We start from the raw sequence: 18,537 nt of genomic DNA, 5'->3' as shown, positions 1-18,537 counted from the left end.
TGGTTCCGCGCGTTCGCGTTTCGGTGGCCAGCAGTGAGGGGCCGCCCGAGTTGGATCGTCTTGCCGATTGGACGGCGCAGGGGCCTAGGGACCTGTTGCGGTTGTTGAAGACGCTCGCCTCGCTGCGGTCGTCTCGCTAGACTAGCGTTGGCGCGCGCGCCAGGTCGTCGATCTGCGCCTCGAGCCAGCGCGATGGTGACATCCCCGGCGCCAATTCACGGAGTATCTGCCCGCGTCGTCGACGCTCTTCGGCGGGCATGTCTACGGCCGCTTCGAGTGCAAGTGACGTTCGTCTTTGGTTGTACGGATCCACGAGAAGCGCTCCCGGCCCGAGTTCGGCAGCGGCCCCAGCGTTGGTGGACAACACGAGTACCCCGTCGCGCTCGTTGAGCAGAGGACCCTCCTTCGCGACGAGGTTCATCCCGTCGTACACGGGGTTCACAACCAAGACGTCGTACCTGCGGTAGGCCGCGAGCGAGCGAGCGAAGTCGTCGCTGATTTCGAGCACGATCGGCTGCCAGGTCGCGGTCCCGAACCGGTCGTTGATCTGGTGCGCGCGCGCCTCGCATGCGGCCATGTACTCGCGGTATTCGAGCACGTCCTCACGGGACGGGGTCAGCATGACAAGGTGCACGACGCGCCCGTGGAGGTCGCGCCGGCGCTCGAGCATTGCGCCGTACGCGATGAGTCCCCGGAGGATGTTCTTCGAAAGCTCGGTCCGATCGACGCGAACAATCAACTTGCGATCGCCCGCGATCTCGTTGATGTCCTTCACCGCCGCGGCGACCTCCGGTCGTTCCGCCTCGGCTCGCAGACCGGGCTGATCCACGCCGAGCGGATACACCCCGACGCGCGTCGAGCGTCCGTTGAACTTCACGATGCCGTTGCGAACCTGAGCTCCAAGCACCGCCCGGCAACAGTCGGCGAAGTTGTTCGCCCATCTCTTGGTATGGAACCCGACGACATCGGCGCCGAGCATGCCCTCCAGCAGCCACCCGCCCCACTGGCCGATGACCGAGAGCTGCCCGGCTCGGCAGAAGGGGATGTGCCAGAACAGACCGATCGGCAACTCCCCGCGTGATCGACGCAGCATGCCGGGAACGAGCGAGAGGTGATAGTCGTGCGGAAGTGCGAGCGCGTCCTCACCGGCTTCAGAAGCCAGCATGTCGGCGAAGCGCCGGTTGACTGCTTGGTACGCATCCCAGGCGTCGGTTTCGCGACGACCGAATGCCGGCGGGCGCACGGGATCCCAAAGATAGTGGTGCAGGAACCACAAGACCCGGTTAGAGAAGTCGTTGTAATACGGGTCGTAAAGCTCTTGCTCCACGTCGATGAAACGTACGCGCAGGATCTCACCACCGGGCGTCCGCAAGCGAACGTTGGGATCGCGCTCAGTCGCGCGCGCGCGATCAGCGTCCGACATCGGCGCGGCGATCCACGTTCCGTCTCTCCCGCGCAAGGCGTCACCGACCGCAGTGACCAGCCCTCCAACCCCGCGTCGCTCGGTGACGTTTCCGCTTTCGTCTGGGACCAGAGTGACGGGCCCACGGTTGGATGCGACTACGAGGGAGCGGTCATGGTGCGCATCCATGTCCGTCGGTGCGGGGTCGTGAGGCATCTTCCTATGCTACATAATCGCCGCTTCGGCCCGATTCGCGGTGTGCGTGCGTCGTTCCGCGTACCATTGGACCGTGGCCACCGAAAACACGCAAGGCCGGAGTCTGCGGGATCACATTGTCGGCGCGGGGATCGTTTCGTGGGCGCTGATTGGAATCCTGGTGCTCGCGTACGGAGCAGTTTCGTTCTTGGTGGTTCCTCTGTGGGTCATCTTCCCTCCGATCGCAATCGCGGTGCTGGTCGTCTACTTGTTGAATCCGCTCGTCGCTCGCCTGCAGCGCCTCGGCGTGTCGCGCGGGTACGGCGTCCTGATCATCTACGTTCTGTTTCTATCTGCCGTTGTGACGATGTTCACGTATTTGGTTCCTCTTCTTGGGCGCCAGTTGTCGGGCTTGCTGGACGAACTCCCCCGATACGCCAATGAGATCGCGGACCGGATTAACTCCATTGCTCTTCGTCGCGGAATCAGCTTCCGGGTTCAGGTTCCGTCGGACCTGACGGAATTGATCAGATCCAACCGCGACACCGTCGGGTCGTTCCTTGGCGGGGTGCGTACGGTTGCCGGAACGATCGTTCACGGACTTGTCGTTGTGATTCTCGGGATGGTGCTTTCGATCTACGTGTTGCTCGACTTACCGAAGATTCAGGCCTGGATCAAGCAGGTCATTCCTGCGAGCCGACGCGACGAGGTGCTCGGTCTTGCTGAGGAAGTCGGAGGGGTCCTCGGGGGGTTCTTCCGCGGCCAGTTACTGGTGGCGGCGTTCGTCGCGGCGGCGAGCGCTATTGGGCTCACATGGGTCAAGTTGCCGTTCGCCGTCTTGATCGGGTTGGCCGCCGGGATCTTCAACTTGATCCCGCTGGTTGGACCGTTCCTAGCCGCCGTTCCAGCCGTCGCCGTCGGGCTGTTGTCGGACCACCCGGTGCGCGCGCTCTACGCGGCGATCGTGTTGCTCGTCGTGCAGCAGATCGACAACCACATCGTCAGTCCGAACGTGATGGGGCGCACAGTTCGTTTGCATCCGATCACCGTAATGCTTGCGCTTCTCGCCGGCGGAACCATTGCGGGGATTCCCGGCATGCTCGCGGCGATCCCGACCATCGCGTCGTTTAAGGTCATCGCCCGTTACTCCTGGAGTCGTCGTCACCGGCTGGGAGTCAGGCCGCCGACGCCTCCCGGGCCGCAGCCGTCTGAGTTCGTCGGCTGACCGCCGCGGTTCGCGCCGCCATTTCGGATCTCACAACCCGCAGTCCTGTGCATTCGTGCGCCCGGTGAAGGGGATGTGAAGGCCGGCGACGAATAGGGCTTGGTCGAGCCGGCGGGAGCGCGGCTCCGGAGCGGTTCGAGAGCCTGCGAGATGGAGGAATCATGCGTCTTCGTTCTTTGTTCACCGCCGGCGTGACCGGCGTGCTGATCGTCGGCGCCGCCTGGGCGGGAGTCGGTCTTGCTCCGGTCCCAACTGCAATCCCAGGCGCGCCCGGATCGCGCACGCCGACGACCGCGCGTTCGCTCGATGGGGCGAACGTCGGTATCGGAGACGACCTCGGACCCGACGAGGCCCTGGTCGGTGCGGCCAAGGTAGACATCAAGCCGATGCCCGACGAATCCAAGGGCGAGGTGTGGGAGCACGACGACGCGGCCAAGTGCTTGCCGATGACGAGCGGCGACGTGGAGGGAAGCCTCACGCACGCGGCGAACTGGCGACTCCCGTGGATCGAGAATACCAACTGCATCTACATGGGGGGTTTCGGCATTGGCCCCTCGCAGCCGGTTCTCGGGTGGGACGACTACGACGCGGACGTTCCTGCGGGCGGCGAGAACGGCTACGGCCTGTGGGCTCGCTCGTTCGCGGTTTCTCGTGGTGGCGGGACCTTGGTCCTGACGATCCTCGACGGTGAGGGATACAACGGTCTCTACAACAAACTCTGTCCGTCGGACGAGGCCTGCGGTGCGCACGATCTTGCTGCGCAACTGGGTGCGGAACTTGGTCTTGATCCGGCATCGTTTGTGTTCTCGTCGACGCACGCTCATTCCTCGATGGATTTCATCGGAGGGTGGGGGGGTGTTCCCGAGTGGTACATGCGCCAAGTGGCAAACGCGATGCGGACGTCGGTGCGCGAAGCGGTTGGACAGATGGTTCCGGCGAGGCTCGAGGCCGGCGACACGCTGGCACGCCCCTACAACAACGAACGGCGTGACACATATCACTCTGCCGAAGACCCCACGGTGAACTGGATTCGCGCGGTGGGGAGGGACGACGAGACGGTTGCCACGGTCGCGACTTTCGCCGCTCACGCGACGTCGTTCGGCTCGGACGAAACCGTGGCCCACGCCGACTGGCCGGGCGTGTTCGCCAAGCGCGTCGAGGAGCGGTTCGGCGGGATCGGGCTGGCGTTTGAATCGGGGCTTGGCAACATGTCGGCCGGCCGCAACTCACGCGGGAGCATGGGCAAGGCCCTCGCGGATCTGCTTCCCGGAATCGGCGGCGGGACGCTCGTGACGCAGCCGGACGTCAATGTGGCGCAGACGTTCTGGGATCAGCCGGTGACCAACACCCCGCTGATGACGCTCGGGACTGGAGGGTTCTTTGACAGGCCTTTCCAGTCGGCCTCGGCTCAGATCACTCCGGCCAAGGAAGGGTCGAACAAGCCCTGCGTGTCGGCTTCCGGGGTCTCGGTGCATGTCGCAGCAACTGCGGCACGCATCGGCGGCGTGATCGTGACGGCGGCCCCGGGTGAGATCTTCGCCAACTTCTCCAACACGATCGAAGAGATGGCGCCGATTACAGGACTGGCGATCGGTCAGGCCAACGACGCCCTCGGGTACATGCCGCAGTCCTTCGAGACCGATCATGCGGCACGCCAGGGTCCCGGCTTCGCCGGCGGCGGCATGTTCGAGTACGAGGACGCATACTCGATCGACGCGTGCTTCGGTGACAAGACTCTGGAAACACAAATCGCGATGATCCGGGCGCTCTTTTCTTAGCTGCGTCCGGAGAGGGTCTTCGAAGCGGCGGGATCGTGCGGCGCGCGCCGGGACGGGTTTAGGCGCGCGCCGCGATCTCGCGCAAGGCGTCGGCCCACCCAAGGTTCTGCGGTCGGTCGGTGGCAATCACGTTGCCGGCCGCTTCGCACCGGGCGGCAAGTTCCGCGTCGTGCTCGACCGCGTCGCCGACGATGATGAACGTCCCGACTTCGCCGGCGAGTTCGAGATCCGCGACGGAGTCGCCCAGCGCGACGCACGCCTGACGGTCGAAGCCCCGGCGCGCGCGGTCGATCGCGACGGCCGCCCCCTTTGAGACCCCGCGGGGCTGGAGGTGGTACGCCCGCGCGCTCCCCTTCGGGATTCCCAGGTACTGCCCGTGCAGTCGCCCGTTATCGTGCAGCGTCAGCCAGCCGAATCCCTCGCGCTCCAACAGCGCGTCGGTCTCAGATGTGTCCACCAACCCACGGAATAACTGGGTGCACTCTCTCCATGCCGACCAAGGGGTGTGGTGTTCCAGGCGGTGCCCGAAGGAGCGAAGGAGCAAGGCGACGGCGCCGCTTTCCTCCATGATGGCCGCAGGCATCCCCGGCTTCGGAGTCGCTCCGAAGTTCTGGACGACCTCCCGGCCGAACTCGTACGAGATGAGCGCGCCCATCTCGGCGATTACCGTGCCGAGCCCCAGGATCCGGGCGTCCGCCTGGAGTCCGCGCAGCCCGCGGCCCGAGACCGGGACCACATCGACTCCGGCCGCGCGCGCCGCGAGCAGCGCCTCCGCCGGTTCGGTCGTCGCAGCTCCACCCGGGTCGTGCAAGAACGAGCCGTTCTTTCCGAGCATGGTTCCGTCGAGGTCGGTGTAGACGACTTCGACCCCGGACAGCGCGTCGGGGACCTCGGATACACGGCCCAGGTTCATGCGGGCATGCTATTCGATGCGCGGTCTTCCGCCGTTTGCCCTATCCTTGGACCTCACATGGGCGCGATCCTTGGTCTTCGTTGTCGTGAGTGCGGCCGGGAGTTCCCGGCCGAGCCGGTGCATGTGTGCGAGTTCTGCTTCGCACCGCTGGAGGTCGTCTACGACTACGACGAAATCCGGAAGAACATCAGCCGCGAAAGCATCGCGGCCGGACCCCGGTCAATTTGGCGTTACACCGACCTGCTGCCGGGCAGCGAGAAGCGTGTCGATCTCGGAGCCGGCTATACCCCGCTGGTCCCGGCTCCGCGTTTGGCGGCCGAGCTTGGGCTGCGCGACCTATGGATCAAGAACGACACCCTGAACCCCACGCACTCCTTCAAGGACCGTGTCGTGTCGGTGGCGCTGACGGTCGCCCGCGACTTTGGTTTCACGACGGCGGCCTGCGCGTCGACCGGCAACCTTGCGAACGCCGTTGCCGCACATGCCGCTCACGCGGGCATGGATGCCTACATCTTCATCCCGGCGGATCTCGAGGCCGCCAAGATCGTTGCGACGGCGATCTACGGACCGAACCTGGTCGCGGTTGAGGGGACCTACGACGACGTCAACCGGCTGTGCTCGGAAATCGCGGGCATGTACGAGTGGGCCTTCGTCAACGTCAACATTCGTCCCTACTACGCCGAGGGTTCGAAGTCACTTGCGTTCGAGGTGGCCGAGCAACTCGGCTGGCAGGCGCCGGATCACGTCGTGGTCCCGATTGCCAGCGGATCTTTGCTGACCAAGATTCGTCGCGGGTTCGATGAACTCGTCACGGTGGGGCTGCTGGACGGGCACGCGACGCGCATCAGCGGCGCGCAAGCCGAGGGATGCTCACCGGTAGCAACGGCGTTCCGAGCCGGCGAGGAACACATCCGTCCGGTGAAGCCGAAAACCATCGCGAAGTCCTTGGCGATCGGTAACCCGGCCGACGGGTACTACGCGATCAAGGCTGCGCGCGAGACCGGCGGCGTGATCGACTCGGTTACCGACGAAGAGGTGCTGGAAGGAATCGCTTTGCTGGCTCGGACCGAAGGGATCTTCACCGAGACCGCAGGGGGAGTCACCATCGCGACGCTGCGCAAGCTTGCGGCTGCCGGCGTGGTGCGCCCCGATGAGCGTGTGGTCGCGTTGGTGACTGGAGACGGGCTGAAGACGATCGAAGCCGTTGCCGATTCCGCGAAACCCACGATGGTCATCCCGCCGAAACTCGACCTGTTCGCTGCTCGAATCGAGGAGGGGAAGTGACAGTCTCCGTTCGTATTCCTACGCCGCTTCGCCGCGTCACCAACGGCGCCGCGGAGGTCTCTGCCTCGGGGTCGACCGTTCGGGAGATGATTGAGGATCTGGAGCGCCAGTTCCCAGGGATCCGCGGGCGCCTGTGCGAAGAGAACGGAGAGATCCGTCGGTTCGTCAACTTTTTCGTCGGCGAGGAGGACATCCGGTTCCTCCAAGGTTTGGAAACTCCGCTTCAATCCGGGACGCAGGTCTCGATCATTCCGGCGGTCGCCGGTGGGTTCTGTTAGACCGGTTCGCAGTTCGCCCCGATTTCGCGGTCGTCGGGAGTCCCGCTTTGCCCCTGCTCTCGGGCTCGGATACCCTTTTCTCAGGTAACGGGTACTGTTTATTGGGGCCGACATGCTAAGGGTTTCACTGAAGACGGAATACGGCCTGCGCGCGCTGATGGAGTTGGCCGCTCGCCGTTCGGAAGGAAACGTTCCCGCTCGACAGATCGCCAAGTCCCAGGGAATCCCACTGCGGTTCCTTGAGCACCAGTTGGCCGCGCTGCACAAGGCCGGCATCGTCGACTCCCAGCGGGGCGCGAATGGTGGATGTTCGCTCGCGCGAGAGGCGTCGGAAATCCCGGTTGTTGAAGTCATCGAAGTTCTCGAAGGTCCCCTCGCGCCGATGCATTGCGTCGAGCCGCACGACGGTCGTTGCGCGCGCTCGCACAAGTGCGGACTGCAGGAGTTGTGGATGCGAGTGGAAACTGCGGTGCGTTTGGTCTTCGAGCAAACGACGATCGCCGATCTCGCCGAGCGTCATCGCGAGCTGCAACCGTTGCTGTGGCCTGAACTCGCCACCGGTTCCAACGACGCCTGAGTTACGAAGAGCCGACGAACGACACGCGTTTTCGCGCATCGCGTCGCGCAGCCATTTCCTTCCTTGACTCTTTACTCCGACCACCTTCAGAACTACACTCCGCGACGGTGTGACGCTTTCAGTCGGTTGATGCCGACTGCCGAGGGAGGTGGGACCGAGTGCCCGCAAAGAAGACAGCTGCAAAGAAGCCCGCGGTGAAGAAGGCCGCGGCGAAGAAGACGGTCGCAAAGAAGGCCGTCGCAAAGAAGGCCGTCGCGAAGAAGCCTGTCGCGAAGAAGGCCGTCGCAAAGAAGCCGGCAGCGAAGAAGGCTGTCGCGAAGAAGCCGGCAGCGAAGAAGGCTGTCGCAAAGAAGCCGGCAGCGAAGAAGGCTGTCGCGAAGAAGCCGGTCGCCAGGAAGACAGCTGCAGCGAAGAAGCCGGCAGCGAAGAAGGCTGTCGCGAAGAAGCCTGCGGCAAAGAAGACCACGGCGAAGAAGGCCGCCAAGAAGTAAGGCCATCGTCGAACGGCGTGAAGAGGCCCTGAAACTGGGCCTCTTCTGCTATTTCGAGGCGACTTGCGGTCGTCGCGCGCGCAGGAGGTGGCAGAGTGAAGTTGTTGGAGAAGATCCGAGATGACGTCGTCGCGTGCGCTCGTTGTCCTCGGCTCGTTGCGTGCAGAGAACGCGCGGCGGCCAATCCCCCGGCGCGGTTTCTGGAGTCGGAGTACTGGGCCCGACCGGTGCCGGGGTTCGGTGATGGGCGCGCATCTCTAGTCGTCGTCGGTCTTGCTCCGGCGGCGCACGGCGCGAATCGAACCGGGCGAATGTTCACCGGCGACCGGTCGGGGGACTGGCTGTGTCGAGGACTGCATCGCGCAGGTTTCGCCGACCGGTCGGATTCGGTGTCGCGAGACGATGGATTACGCCTGACCGACTGCTACGTCACTGCGGTCGTCCGATGTGCTCCACCGTTCAATCGGCCCACTCCGATTGAACGGGATGCGTGTGCGGAATTTCTTGAACGTGAGTTGCGGGCACTGACGCACACACGCGCGATCCTGGCGCTGGGATCTTTCGCGTGGGACGGCGTGCTGCGGGTGCTCCGATCTATGGGCGAGCCGGTGTCGCCGAAGCCGAAGTTCAGTCACGGAGCAGAGGTCGTCGTCGGTCGTCGCGTGTTGGTCGGCTCGTATCACCCGAGTCAGCAGAACACGTTCACCAGGCGGCTGACTGAGGCGATGTTCGACGACGCCATCTCGCTGGCCGCGCGTTGTGCGCGCGCGGGTTGACCCAAGGTCTTCTCGCAGCTTTCGGCCGTCGTCTGCGAAACCGCGCGCGGCGCATCTGTTGACGCATGTGCCCGCTTGCCGGCGTGTAGGACTTGCGCGCGCCGCGACGGGGGCCATATAAATAGGCGTTAGCACTCGGGCCTTGAGAGTGCTAGAGACCGGGCTTCGCCCGGACGAGGCTTTTGACCAGGGAGAACGGGGTGAATGCCCCGGCGTTATCGACGACAGGAGGGTGCTGATGGCTGCAAAGCTCATCATGTTTGGTGAGGAGGCTCGCCGCAAGCTCGAGTCCGGCATGAACCAGCTGGCCGATGCGGTGAAGGTCACGCTTGGCCCGAAGGGCCGCAACGTTGTGATCGAGAAGAAGTGGGGCGCCCCCACGATCACCAACGACGGCGTTTCGATCGCCAAGGAGATCGAACTCGAGGACCCGGCCGAGAAGATCGGTGCGGAACTCGTCAAGGAAGTCGCAAAGAAGACCAACGACGTCGCAGGCGACGGTACGACCACGGCGACCCTGCTCGCGCAGGCGATGGTGAAGGAAGGTCTTCGCAACGTGGCCGCCGGTGCCAACCCGATGGGCGTCAAGCGCGGGATCGAGAAGGCCGTCGACGTCGTCGTCGAAGCCATCAAGGCCGCGTCGAAGGAAGTCGAGGACAAGGACGAGATCGCGCACGTCGCTGCGATCTCCGCCAACAACGACCCCGAGATCGGCGCGATGATTGCCGAGTCGATGGACAAGGTCGGCAAGGACGGCGTCATCACGGTCGAGGAGTCGCAGACCTTCGGTCTCGAACTCGAACTCGTCGAGGGCATGCGCTTCGACAAGGGCTACATCTCGCCGTACTTCGTCACCGACCCCGAGCGGATGGAAGCGGTTCTCGAGGACCCCTACATCCTCATTGCCAACTCGAAGATCTCGGCCGTCAAGGACCTCGTGCCGGTGCTCGAGAAGGTCATGCAGTCCGGCAAGCCGGTCGTCATCATCGCCGAGGACGTCGAGGGCGAGGCCCTCGCGACCCTGGTCGTGAACAAGATTCGCGGCACGTTTAAGTCCGTGGCCGTCAAGGCTCCCGGTTTCGGCGACCGTCGTAAGGCCATGCTCCAGGACATCGCGATCCTGACCGGTGGCCAGGTCATCTCCGAAGAGGTCGGCCTCAAGCTCGACAACACGACGCTCGACATGCTGGGCCGCGCGCGCAAGATGGTCGTCACCAAGGACGAGACCACGCTTGTCGAGGGCAGCGGTGACGCGGAGCAGATCAAGGGCCGCATCAACCAGATCAAGGCCGAGATCGAGAAGACCGACTCCGACTACGACCGTGAGAAGCTCCAGGAGCGCCTCGCGAAGTTGTCGGGCGGCGTCGCGGTGATCAAGGTCGGCGCGGCCACCGAGGTCGAGCTGAAGGAGAAGAAGCACCGCATCGAGGACGCCGTGTCGGCGACCAAGGCAGCGGTCGAGGAAGGCATCGTTGCCGGCGGTGGCGTGACGCTGCTGCAGGCACAAGCCAAGCTCGACAAGCTGAAGCTCGACGGCGACGAGCGCGTTGGGGCGAACATCGTCCGGCGTTCGCTCGAGGAGCCCGTCAAGCAGATCGCAATCAACGCCGGCCTCGAGGGTGGCGTTGTGGTTGAGAAGGTTCGCGCGCTGGACGCGGGCTGGGGCCTCAACGCCGACACCGGCGAGTACGTTGACCTGATGAAGGTCGGTGTCGTCGACCCGGCGAAGGTGACGCGCTCGGCTCTGCAGAACGCAGCGTCGATCGCAGCCCTGTTCCTCACGACGGAGGTCCTCGTCGCGGAGAAGCCCGAGAAGAACCCGCCGGCGATGCCCGGTGGCGGCGGCATGGGTCACGACGAGTTCTAAGAAACTCGGACGGGATTTCAGGAAAGGGCGGCCGGATGGCCGCCCTTTCTGTGCGAAGGCCGTGGCGGTGGGAAGCAGACGTCGAATTGGGCAGGAACGCTGTCGTGCGTTTAGGCGGGTTGAGCCATTCCGGGGAATCCGACCCAGCGAGTAGGATTGACTCCTGTCGCTACTCCGAGGGGAGGGATTCAGATGTACGGAACCGTCGCGCGTTTTCACGCGAAGCCGGGGCGCGCAGGAGACCTGGCCGCGCTCATGGATGAGTGGGATCGGGATTTCAAGCCCCTGGTTCGCGGGGCGATGGCTGGGTATGTCTACCGGCTGGATAAGGACCCGGACGAGATGATCATGACCGCGGTGTTTCAAGACAAGGAGACATACCTTGCGAACGCGGCGAGTCCCGCGCAAGACAAGTGGTTTCAGCGCTTCCGTGAGCTGATCGACGGCGACCCTGAGTGGAACGACGGAGAGATTTTGGGATCGGTCTAGAGTCGGGTCGTCTCAGGGCGCGCGCTCACGGTTGGGTTCGCGCGCCAGACGAGCGTCGAGCCGCTCCCTGCCGGGATGGGTCCAGGCGCGCGCTCCGGGCGGACCGCCCAGCCTCCAGCCGTGGTGGGTCTTCTGCGCGTGGTGGTAGCGGCACAGCCGCGCGAGGTTGTCGAGGCTCGTGGGGCCGCCGCGCGCCAGCGGAATCACGTGGTCGATTTCGAGCCCCGAGCGGACGTCGCAGCCGGGAACGACACAAGTTTGATCCCGGGCTTCCAGCGCGGTGCGGACGCGCGCCGGGATCCCCCGCCCGAAGTGAGCAACCGCCTGTACGTCTGCGCCGTCGGTCGCCAGGGCCTTGACGACTCCTTCCGCCGCCAGTCGTCGCGCCGCCGCGACGGGGATCGGTCCGACGCCGGGGATCGAGCACGTCTCGCCGGCGTCGGTTCGTCCGCGCGCCAGCGCATCGGCATCCACGTGGACGTGAACGACCGCTTTCGGTCCCGGCGTTCCACACGCTAGGCCGACGAGCGCGTCGGCTGCATGTGCGTCGACAGACTCCCGCTGCCCCGAGCGACGCGCTTCGCGCATAAGTTGGTCGGCGCGCGCGCGAATCACGGCGACGACTTGGGCTCCGTCGTCGGGCGCCAGGCGCGCGTCCATACGTATCGCACCGTCGGGGTCCGACCAGTGCCGCAAGAAACGTCCTCGGCGGATCCGCTCGGCGGCGTTCTCGTCGGATTCTGCGGCCGCGCGCACTCCTCGGCACTGCTCTCGCAGTTCCGCGACGGTCTGGCTTGCGGCGAAGGTCAGCAGGGCGCTTTCGGCGCCGGGGTCTGCTTCGGCGGCCGCGGCGATCTCGGCCGTTTGAGACTCGGATAGCTTCCCGGTGGCGAAGGCTTCGCGTGTCGCGGGCAGTTCGTGCAACCGGTGGGCGGTCTGCACCGCGGTGATTGCGTGTGACAGGGTTGTCTGAGTGCGTGACGCCATCCAGGTGGCGGGCGTGCGGTATCCGAGCCGGCGCCACGTTCCGGTCCGGAGCACGCGCTCGGAAGCGAGCGTTCGCCCGGCCTGGCACAGCCGCTCGCCTTCCGCGAAGACCTCTACCACACGTTCGGCGTCGAGGCCCGACATCTCGCGGGGCCGCAGAGCCGACACGGCCGCGCGCAGGGCGCCGATCACATCCTCGATTCGTTCGCACATCGCGCACAGATCCAAACATGAGGGCAGGACAAAAACCCGCTGGTTTTCGGGAAAAGCGAGCAGAAACCGACGATCGTGCCCTGAGAATTCTCACTCTTGGGCGCAACCCCGGCCGGACATGATGTGCGCACGGGGGGCCGGATTTGGCTTTCCTGCGGGCTCACGCCCTACCCTTAGACACCTTGCACGCCCAAAGAGGGAGGACGCATGGCTGCAGAAGAGCGTGAGAGCCTGCTGCTGCCGGAGGCGCGGGAGTTCCTTGCCCAGCCGAAGCAGTTGCTGATCGACGGGAAGTGGGTGGATGCGGCCTCCGGACGGACGTTCGCGACCATCGACCCGGCCACCGAAGAAGAGATCGCGCAGGTGCCCCTGGCGGGCGCCGACGACGTGGACCGCGCGGTCGCCGCGGCCAGAAACGCGTTCGAGGACGGACGCTGGTCGGCGCGCGCCCCGCGCGAGCGTGCCGCCGTCCTGTCCAAGATCGCCGACGAACTAAGTGCCAAGGCGATGGCCTTCGCGCAGATCGAGGTGCTCGACCAAGGCAAGCCGGTTGCATTCGCGCTCGGCGAGATGATGCACGCGGCCCAAGTCTTCCGCTATTACGCGGGTTGGTGCGACAAGGTCTACGGCGAGACCCACGCGACGTCTCCGGAGCAGTTCGTCTACTCGCTTCGGGACCCGGTCGGGGTATGCGCGCAGATCGTGCCGTGGAACTTCCCGCTCGTAATGGCTGCGTGGAAGCTTGCGCCTGCGCTCGCGTTCGGCAACTGCTCGGTCCTCAAGCCTGCGGAGGAGACGCCGCTCAGCACGCTGTGGCTTGCGAAACTGTGCCAAGAGGCCGGCGTTCCCGACGGTGTTCTTAACGTGCTCACCGGCGACGGAGAGACAACTGGAGCCTCGCTGGTGGCCTCAAGGGGGATCGACAAGATCGCCTTCACCGGATCGACGGAGGTCGGTCGCAAGATCATGGTGGCCGCAGCGCAGAACCTCGCCCGGGTGTCCTTGGAGCTTGGCGGGAAGTCCCCGAACATCATCTTCGGTGACGCCGACATCGCAGCGGCTGTTCCGCAGGCTGCGTTTGGGATCTTCTTCAACTCCGGCCAGATGTGCACGGCGGCCAGCCGGTTGCTGGTGCACAAGGACGTCCACGACGAGGTCGTTGAGCAGTTGACTGCGGCAGCGGCGTTCTGGAAGGTCGGTGACGGACTCGACCCGACCACCATGGTTGGTCCGCTGATCTCGCCCGCACAGTTGGATCGCGTCACCGGATACCTGAACATCGGCGTCGAAGAGGGCGCGACTGTGCGCTGTGGCGGATCAAAGGTCCAGGGTCGCTCCGGTTACTTCGTTGAGCCGACGATCTTCGCCGGAGTGAAGCCCGACATGCGGATCGCGCAAGAGGAGATATTCGGGCCGGTGCTCTCGGTTATTCCCTTCGAGGACACCGACGAGGCGCTGCGAATCGCGAATGATTCGATGTACGGCCTTGCCGCCGCGGTCTGGACGAAGGACCTGTCGACGGCTCACCGAATGGCGCGCGGCCTGCGCGCCGGCACGGTCTGGGTCAACAGCTACGGCGTGGTCGATGCGGCGGTTTCCTTCGGCGGCTACAAGCAGTCGGGGTTCGGTCGCGAACTTGGTAAGCATTCGGTCGACCTGTACACACAGGTCAAGAGCGTTTGGGTGACGGTGTAACTATGCGTGCAGCCATCTTGGAAGAGTGGGGAAAGCCTCTGGTTGTCGGCGAGGTCGAACTTGGATCGCCGGGGCTCGGCGAAGTTCGCGTCAAAATCGCGGCAACCGGCGTATGTCATTCGGACCTGTCGGTGCAGAAGGGCCTGCTTCCTTGGCCGGTTCCGGCTGTGCTCGGGCACGAAGCCGCCGGTGAAGTGGTTGAAGTTGGAAGCGGAGTTCGATCCGTCGCTGTGGGTGATCACGTCGTGATCTCGTGGGTGCCGATGTGCGGGACGTGTTTCTTCTGCACTCGCGACCAGGCGCACTTGTGCATCACGTACCGGTATCTGCTCGGCAAGATGGATGACGGAACGAGCCGGATCAGCAAAGACGGTGTTGAGATCAGCCATGGGGTGAACTCGGCAACGTTTGCGGAAGAGGCTATCGTTCGCGAGACCGCCGTTGTGAAGATCCCCAAAGACGTTCCGTTGGACGTCGCCGCGTTGATCGGTTGCGCGGTGCTGACCGGAGTGTTCGCGGCGATTACCACCGCGCGCATTGTGCCTGGAGAGCGCGTCGCCGTCATCGGGTGCGGCGGTGTGGGGCTCAACGTGATCCAGGGGTGCAGGATCGCCGGCGCCTCGACGATCCTGGCGATCGATCCCGTCGAGTCCAAGCGTGATGCGGCAGTGAAGTTCGGCGCCACTCACACGTGCGCGCCGGATGACGCCGCCGGGATGATCATGGGGTTGACCGACAACATCGGACCCGACGCGGTGTTCGAAGTCGTGGGGCGCGCGGCCTTGCAGCGGACTGCCTTCGACCTCGTGCGCGCCGGTGGACGCGCGGTGATGGTCGGCGCGGCGCCGCTGGCCGACGAACCGTCGTTCCCGTCGCTTGGGTTCTTGTTCATGGAGAAGAAGATCCTGGGCTGCTACTACGGTTCGTGCAATCCGCGTCGCGATATCCCGCGGATCATCGACCTGTGGCGTGCGGGGAGTCTGGACCTCGAGGGATTGGTGACCGATCGGATGCCGCTGGAGTCCGTCAACGAAGCGTTTGAGGCGATGGAAGCCGGGACTGCGATCCGAACGCTGCTCGTGCCCTAGTCTTCCGGCGCCTGATTCCCTGGTGCCTTTGTAGCCGGGCGCCGGTAGGCTCTTCGTCCGTGACTCCGCATACGGCTTCGAAGGACATCTCGGCGCAGGTTGAGCGCGTCCTGGTCGAGTTCCTCGACGCGCGCGCCGAGGCCCTTCCCGACGCAGCGGACCTGATCGGCGAGATCAATCGGGTGGCCGGCTCGGGGGGGAAGCGTCTTCGCCCGGCGTTCTGCGTGTGGGGGTACCGGGCAGCCGGCGGAACGGACGACGTTTCGATTACCAGGGTCGCTGCGGCGCTGGAGTTGCTGCACACGTTCGCAATCGTGCACGACGACGTTATGGACCAGTCGCAGCTCCGACGGGGCGAGCCGACGACCTACCGGAGGCTGTCCGGCACGCCGTTGCTTCGTCGCGATCGCGATCGGTTCGGTGAATCCGCGGCGATTCTGGTCGGCGACCTTGCGATGGCGTTCGCCGATGAGTTGTGGGGGTCTTCGGGGTTCGAGGGAGCTGCGTGCGACGACGCATCGACGCTGTATCACGCGATGCGTGCTGAGGTGATCGGTGGTCAGTACCTGGACCTGCTTGCGGCCGCGCGCGGTCGCGCCACGCTCGAAGAAACGCGCCGAATCAGCGTGCTGAAGTCCGGTCGTTACACCGTCGAGCGTCCCTTGCTGATCGGGGCGACGTTTGCCGGGGCGTCTGAGGACGTGCGGGAAGCGCTCGCGGCGTTCGGTGCGCCGTTAGGGGAGGCGTTTCAGTTGCGCGATGACGTGCTCGGCGCGTTCGGTGATCCGAACGTGACGGGCAAGGACGCCGACGGAGATCTGCGTGAGGGCAAGCAGACCCTGTTGGTCGCCTTGGCGCGGGGCGTTGCCGATCCGGCGCAGCGCGCGGTTCTGGACGCCCGCCTGGGAGCGGCCGATCTGGATTCCGCCGGCGCTGAGGAACTCCGGACGGTCTTTCGCGACACCGGGGCGTTGCGAGACGTGCTCGCGTCGATCGAGGACCTAGCCGCCGCGGCGCGCGCGGCGCTCAAGTCTGCGCCGATACCGCCGGTCGCTGCCGCTGCGCTTGCGGGCCTTGCCGAGTACGTTTCCGTGCGATCGGTTTGATGTAGAGGGAGCTGAAGGTGGAGGTCGTGGACGCGCTGAAGGGAATCCTGTCGGAGTTGTCGGGCGCGGTCGTCGCCTATTCCGGCGGCGTCGACTCTGCGCTGCTCGCCGACGTTGCCCACGAAGTCCTTGGGGAGAGGATGCTCGCAGTCACGGCTGTAAGCGCATCGCTGGATCCCTCCGAGCGCGAAACAGCTGCAGCGCTCGCGGCCGAACGCGGCTGGGCGCACAGAGAGGTTCGAACCGACGAGCTTGAGACGGCCGAGTACCGCGCGAATGGTCCCGACCGCTGCTACCACTGCAAGAACGCACTACTGGATCGCTTGGAGGATCTGGCGCGCGCCCGTGGTGCCGTCGTGCTGATCGGGGCCAATGCCGACGATGCCGACGATTTCCGCCCGGGCATGCGAGCGGCCGCCGAGCGTGGGGCGCGCGCGCCGTTGCTCGAGGCGGGGATGACAAAGGCCGACGTGCGCATGGCTGCGCGCGCCCGCGGGTTGCGCGCGTGGGACAAGCCCGCCGCAGCGTGCTTGGCCAGCCGCATTGCCTACGGCGTCGAGGTCACTGCGGAGCGACTTGAGCGCGTGGCGCGCGCAGAGGAGTTCGTGCGCGCTTTGGGCGCGCGCGACGTTCGTGTTCGGGACCAGGACAACCTCGCTCGTATCGAGGTGCCGGCGTCCGAGGTGCCTCGCCTCGCCGATCCGGCGGTCGCAGCCCGTATGGTTTCGTATCTGAAGGAGCTGGGCTTTCACTACGTGACGCTGGACCTGGAGGGATTCCGCAGCGGATCAATGAACGTTCCGCTGCTCAGCGTGAGTCGCATAAGGAGCTGACATGGCAAAAAGCCGGGTACACCTGACGTTCCCCGAGAATCTCGTCCAGGAGCCGATCATTTTCGGGCTGGGCAAGAAGTTCGACATCGTCACCAACATCCGCAGGGCTAACGTTGAGGAGACCTTCGGTTGGGTGATCCTCGAGATGGATGGTGACGATGATGCTCTCGAAGCCGGCCTTCAGTACTTGCAGGCTTTGGGCGTTCAGATCAGCCCGATCGACGGGGATGTCGTCGAGGGCTAACCGAGGCAAAGCGTGCTCCTCGACGCGGTGATCGTCGCGGCCGTCGGGCTCTTCGTCCGGCGCGGGATGCGTCGCGGCGTGATTTCGTCCGCGTTTGGGCTGGCGGGATTCGCCGCAGCCGCCGCCGCGGCTGTGTTCGGTTACCACCTTGTTGCGGCGCCGCTCGCGCGCGCCACCGGGATGTCGCCCGGGGCGTCGGACTCAGCTGCGGCTCTCGGGATCTTCGTCGCAGCGTCGATCCTGGCTTGGGCCGCTGTGCGCCGGCTGCGTGCGCTGGTGCGGCTCACGAAATGGGGAGTCGTCGACTCCGCGGCCGGCGGCGCGCTCGCCGGAGCGTGGGCGCTATCGTGGGTGTCGGTCGCGCTGTTGGCACTCTCGGTCGCACCGGGGCCTGCGTCGCTGAAGTCCGAGGCGGAGCATTCGGCGCTTGCCCGGGGGATCGTGGAAACCGCACCGCGGGTGCTCACCGCGATCGCGGGAGCCGACGTGCGGCACTTGATCACTTCGGTCACCGGCGCGGGTTTCCGGTAGCCTTTCACACCATGCCACGTATCGCGATAGTCGGATCGTTCTCGACCGGAAAGACCACCCTGGCGGAAGCGGCGGCAGAGCCGCTCGAGTTACCGCTGCTCCCGGAAGTTGCGCGCGAAGTCGCGGCGCTCGGGTTCAAGCTCGACAAGGACGCTACCCCCGAGGTCGAGTCGTTGATCTTCATGCGCCAGTTCTACAGCGAAATGACGCACCAGGACTTCGTTGCGGATCGATCCTTGATCGATGTAATGGCGTATGCCGGATGGGTGCTGGACAACCAGGAGCGGCGCAAGGAATTCGCCCTGTGGGATGCATGCCTGAAGATCGCTGAGCACCAGTTGCGCAGTCAGTACACGCACGTGTTCTACTTGCCGATCGAGTTCCCAATCGTTCCCGACGGGCTGCGCCCACTCGACAACGACTTCCAGCGCGAGATCGACGAGCGCATGTTGGCGCTGCTCGATCACCATTCCGTCAAGCACGACATCTTGACCGGGACGGTGGACGAGCGCCTGTCGCATCTACTCGATCGCGTTCGTCACTCGAGCCCCTCGTAGCGGCAACG

General features: G+C 65.1%; 19 protein-coding genes. 16 read left to right on the top strand and 3 right to left on the bottom strand.

Features of this window, described 5'->3' with window-relative positions; translation table 11 throughout:
* Positions 1-136: 136 nt before the first annotated feature.
* Positions 137-1,618 carry a trehalose-6-phosphate synthase gene (locus WDA27_12510; protein ID MFA5891754.1) on the bottom strand — a complete coding sequence of 494 codons (1,482 nt, stop codon included), beginning with the start codon at positions 1,616-1,618 and terminating at the stop codon, positions 137-139.
* A 73-nt stretch (positions 1,619-1,691) separates the two neighbouring features.
* Between WDA27_12510 and WDA27_12505 the strand changes: the two genes are divergently transcribed.
* Together WDA27_12505 and WDA27_12500 are read left to right on the top strand one after the other, a co-directional pair.
* Positions 1,692-2,822, top strand: coding sequence for an AI-2E family transporter (locus tag WDA27_12505; GenBank protein MFA5891753.1), 1,131 nt, complete (start codon positions 1,692-1,694; stop codon positions 2,820-2,822).
* A 161-nt stretch (positions 2,823-2,983) separates the two neighbouring features.
* Positions 2,984-4,600 carry a hypothetical protein gene (locus tag WDA27_12500; protein ID MFA5891752.1) on the top strand — a complete coding sequence of 539 codons (1,617 nt, stop codon included), beginning with the start codon at positions 2,984-2,986 and terminating at the stop codon, positions 4,598-4,600.
* Positions 4,601-4,658: 58 nt separating this feature from the next.
* Here WDA27_12500 and WDA27_12495 read toward each other — a convergent pair whose 3' ends face one another.
* Complete coding sequence (locus WDA27_12495) at positions 4,659-5,513, bottom strand: HAD family phosphatase (GenBank protein MFA5891751.1); 855 nt, start codon at positions 5,511-5,513, stop codon at positions 4,659-4,661.
* A 57-nt stretch (positions 5,514-5,570) separates the two neighbouring features.
* Between WDA27_12495 and WDA27_12490 the strand changes: the two genes are divergently transcribed.
* From WDA27_12490 to WDA27_12460, 7 genes are all read left to right on the top strand, one after another.
* The gene (locus WDA27_12490; protein MFA5891750.1) at positions 5,571-6,797 is read left to right on the top strand and encodes a threonine synthase; all 1,227 of its coding nucleotides are present in this window, start codon (positions 5,571-5,573) and stop codon (positions 6,795-6,797) included.
* Positions 6,794-7,075: a MoaD/ThiS family protein gene (locus WDA27_12485; GenBank protein MFA5891749.1), complete on the top strand. Its 282-nt coding sequence runs from the start codon at positions 6,794-6,796 to the stop codon at positions 7,073-7,075. The genes WDA27_12490 and WDA27_12485 overlap by 4 nt, the downstream gene beginning before the upstream one ends.
* A gap of 112 nt (positions 7,076-7,187) precedes the next feature.
* A complete protein-coding gene (locus WDA27_12480; protein ID MFA5891748.1) occupies positions 7,188-7,652 on the top strand; it encodes an Rrf2 family transcriptional regulator in 465 nt (154 codons plus the stop codon).
* A gap of 158 nt (positions 7,653-7,810) precedes the next feature.
* A complete protein-coding gene (locus WDA27_12475) occupies positions 7,811-8,143 on the top strand; it encodes a histone H1-like repetitive region-containing protein (GenBank protein MFA5891747.1) in 333 nt (110 codons plus the stop codon).
* Between the two features lie 95 nt (positions 8,144-8,238).
* Entirely contained in the window at positions 8,239-8,919 is a 681-nt protein-coding gene (locus WDA27_12470; protein ID MFA5891746.1) for a uracil-DNA glycosylase, read from the top strand.
* Positions 8,920-9,157: 238 nt separating this feature from the next.
* Positions 9,158-10,786, top strand: coding sequence for a chaperonin GroEL (gene groL / locus WDA27_12465; protein ID MFA5891745.1), 1,629 nt, complete (start codon positions 9,158-9,160; stop codon positions 10,784-10,786).
* A gap of 192 nt (positions 10,787-10,978) precedes the next feature.
* Positions 10,979-11,275 carry a hypothetical protein gene (locus WDA27_12460; protein MFA5891744.1) on the top strand — a complete coding sequence of 99 codons (297 nt, stop codon included), beginning with the start codon at positions 10,979-10,981 and terminating at the stop codon, positions 11,273-11,275.
* Positions 11,276-11,287: 12 nt separating this feature from the next.
* Here the strand turns inward: WDA27_12460 and WDA27_12455 are convergent, their stop codons facing one another.
* On the bottom strand, positions 11,288-12,475 hold the full coding sequence (locus tag WDA27_12455; GenBank protein MFA5891743.1) for a DUF222 domain-containing protein: 1,188 nt from the start codon (positions 12,473-12,475) through the stop codon (positions 11,288-11,290).
* Positions 12,476-12,682: 207 nt separating this feature from the next.
* Between WDA27_12455 and WDA27_12450 the strand changes: the two genes are divergently transcribed.
* The 7 genes from WDA27_12450 to WDA27_12420 are packed head-to-tail and all read left to right on the top strand — an operon-like array spanning position 12,683 to position 18,529.
* Positions 12,683-14,170, top strand: coding sequence for an aldehyde dehydrogenase family protein (locus WDA27_12450; protein MFA5891742.1), 1,488 nt, complete (start codon positions 12,683-12,685; stop codon positions 14,168-14,170).
* A gap of 2 nt (positions 14,171-14,172) precedes the next feature.
* Positions 14,173-15,258, top strand: coding sequence for a Zn-dependent alcohol dehydrogenase (locus tag WDA27_12445; GenBank protein ID MFA5891741.1), 1,086 nt, complete (start codon positions 14,173-14,175; stop codon positions 15,256-15,258).
* 59 nt (positions 15,259-15,317) lie between these two features.
* A complete protein-coding gene (locus tag WDA27_12440; protein MFA5891740.1) occupies positions 15,318-16,364 on the top strand; it encodes a polyprenyl synthetase family protein in 1,047 nt (348 codons plus the stop codon).
* Positions 16,365-16,390: 26 nt separating this feature from the next.
* Positions 16,391-17,197, top strand: a complete 807-nt coding sequence (larE, locus tag WDA27_12435) for an ATP-dependent sacrificial sulfur transferase LarE (GenBank protein MFA5891739.1) — start codon at positions 16,391-16,393, stop codon at positions 17,195-17,197.
* A gap of 1 nt (position 17,198) precedes the next feature.
* On the top strand, positions 17,199-17,441 hold the full coding sequence (locus WDA27_12430) for an NIL domain-containing protein (GenBank protein MFA5891738.1): 243 nt from the start codon (positions 17,199-17,201) through the stop codon (positions 17,439-17,441).
* A 12-nt stretch (positions 17,442-17,453) separates the two neighbouring features.
* Positions 17,454-17,972 carry a CvpA family protein gene (locus WDA27_12425; protein MFA5891737.1) on the top strand — a complete coding sequence of 173 codons (519 nt, stop codon included), beginning with the start codon at positions 17,454-17,456 and terminating at the stop codon, positions 17,970-17,972.
* Between the two features lie 11 nt (positions 17,973-17,983).
* On the top strand, positions 17,984-18,529 hold the full coding sequence (locus WDA27_12420) for an ATP-binding protein (protein ID MFA5891736.1): 546 nt from the start codon (positions 17,984-17,986) through the stop codon (positions 18,527-18,529).
* Positions 18,530-18,537: the final 8 nt, after the last annotated feature.

This window comes from Actinomycetota bacterium, from assembly GCA_041658565.1.
Classification (GTDB): domain Bacteria; phylum Actinomycetota; class AC-67; order AC-67; family AC-67; genus JBAZZY01.
The sequence above is the reverse complement of the archived record's forward strand: the minus strand, read 5'-3'. Positions and strand labels throughout refer to the sequence as shown.

Excerpts from the sequence above, each read along its gene's own strand:
- WDA27_12490 (MFA5891750.1), top strand. The coding sequence starts at position 5,571 with ATGGGCGCGATCCTTGGTCTTCGTTGTCGTGAGTGCGGCCGGGAGTTC.
- WDA27_12460 (MFA5891744.1), top strand. The coding sequence starts at position 10,979 with ATGTACGGAACCGTCGCGCGTTTTCACGCGAAGCCGGGGCGCGCAGGA.
- WDA27_12500 (MFA5891752.1), top strand. The coding sequence starts at position 2,984 with ATGCGTCTTCGTTCTTTGTTCACCGCCGGCGTGACCGGCGTGCTGATC.
- WDA27_12420 (MFA5891736.1), top strand. The coding sequence starts at position 17,984 with ATGCCACGTATCGCGATAGTCGGATCGTTCTCGACCGGAAAGACCACC.
- WDA27_12450 (MFA5891742.1), top strand. The coding sequence starts at position 12,683 with ATGGCTGCAGAAGAGCGTGAGAGCCTGCTGCTGCCGGAGGCGCGGGAG.
- WDA27_12510 (MFA5891754.1), bottom strand. The coding sequence starts at position 1,618 with ATGCCTCACGACCCCGCACCGACGGACATGGATGCGCACCATGACCGC.
- WDA27_12430 (MFA5891738.1), top strand. The coding sequence starts at position 17,199 with ATGGCAAAAAGCCGGGTACACCTGACGTTCCCCGAGAATCTCGTCCAG.
- WDA27_12495 (MFA5891751.1), bottom strand. The coding sequence starts at position 5,513 with ATGAACCTGGGCCGTGTATCCGAGGTCCCCGACGCGCTGTCCGGGGTC.
- groL (MFA5891745.1), top strand. The coding sequence starts at position 9,158 with ATGGCTGCAAAGCTCATCATGTTTGGTGAGGAGGCTCGCCGCAAGCTC.
- WDA27_12480 (MFA5891748.1), top strand. The coding sequence starts at position 7,188 with ATGCTAAGGGTTTCACTGAAGACGGAATACGGCCTGCGCGCGCTGATG.
- WDA27_12445 (MFA5891741.1), top strand. The coding sequence starts at position 14,173 with ATGCGTGCAGCCATCTTGGAAGAGTGGGGAAAGCCTCTGGTTGTCGGC.
- WDA27_12455 (MFA5891743.1), bottom strand. The coding sequence starts at position 12,475 with ATGTGCGAACGAATCGAGGATGTGATCGGCGCCCTGCGCGCGGCCGTG.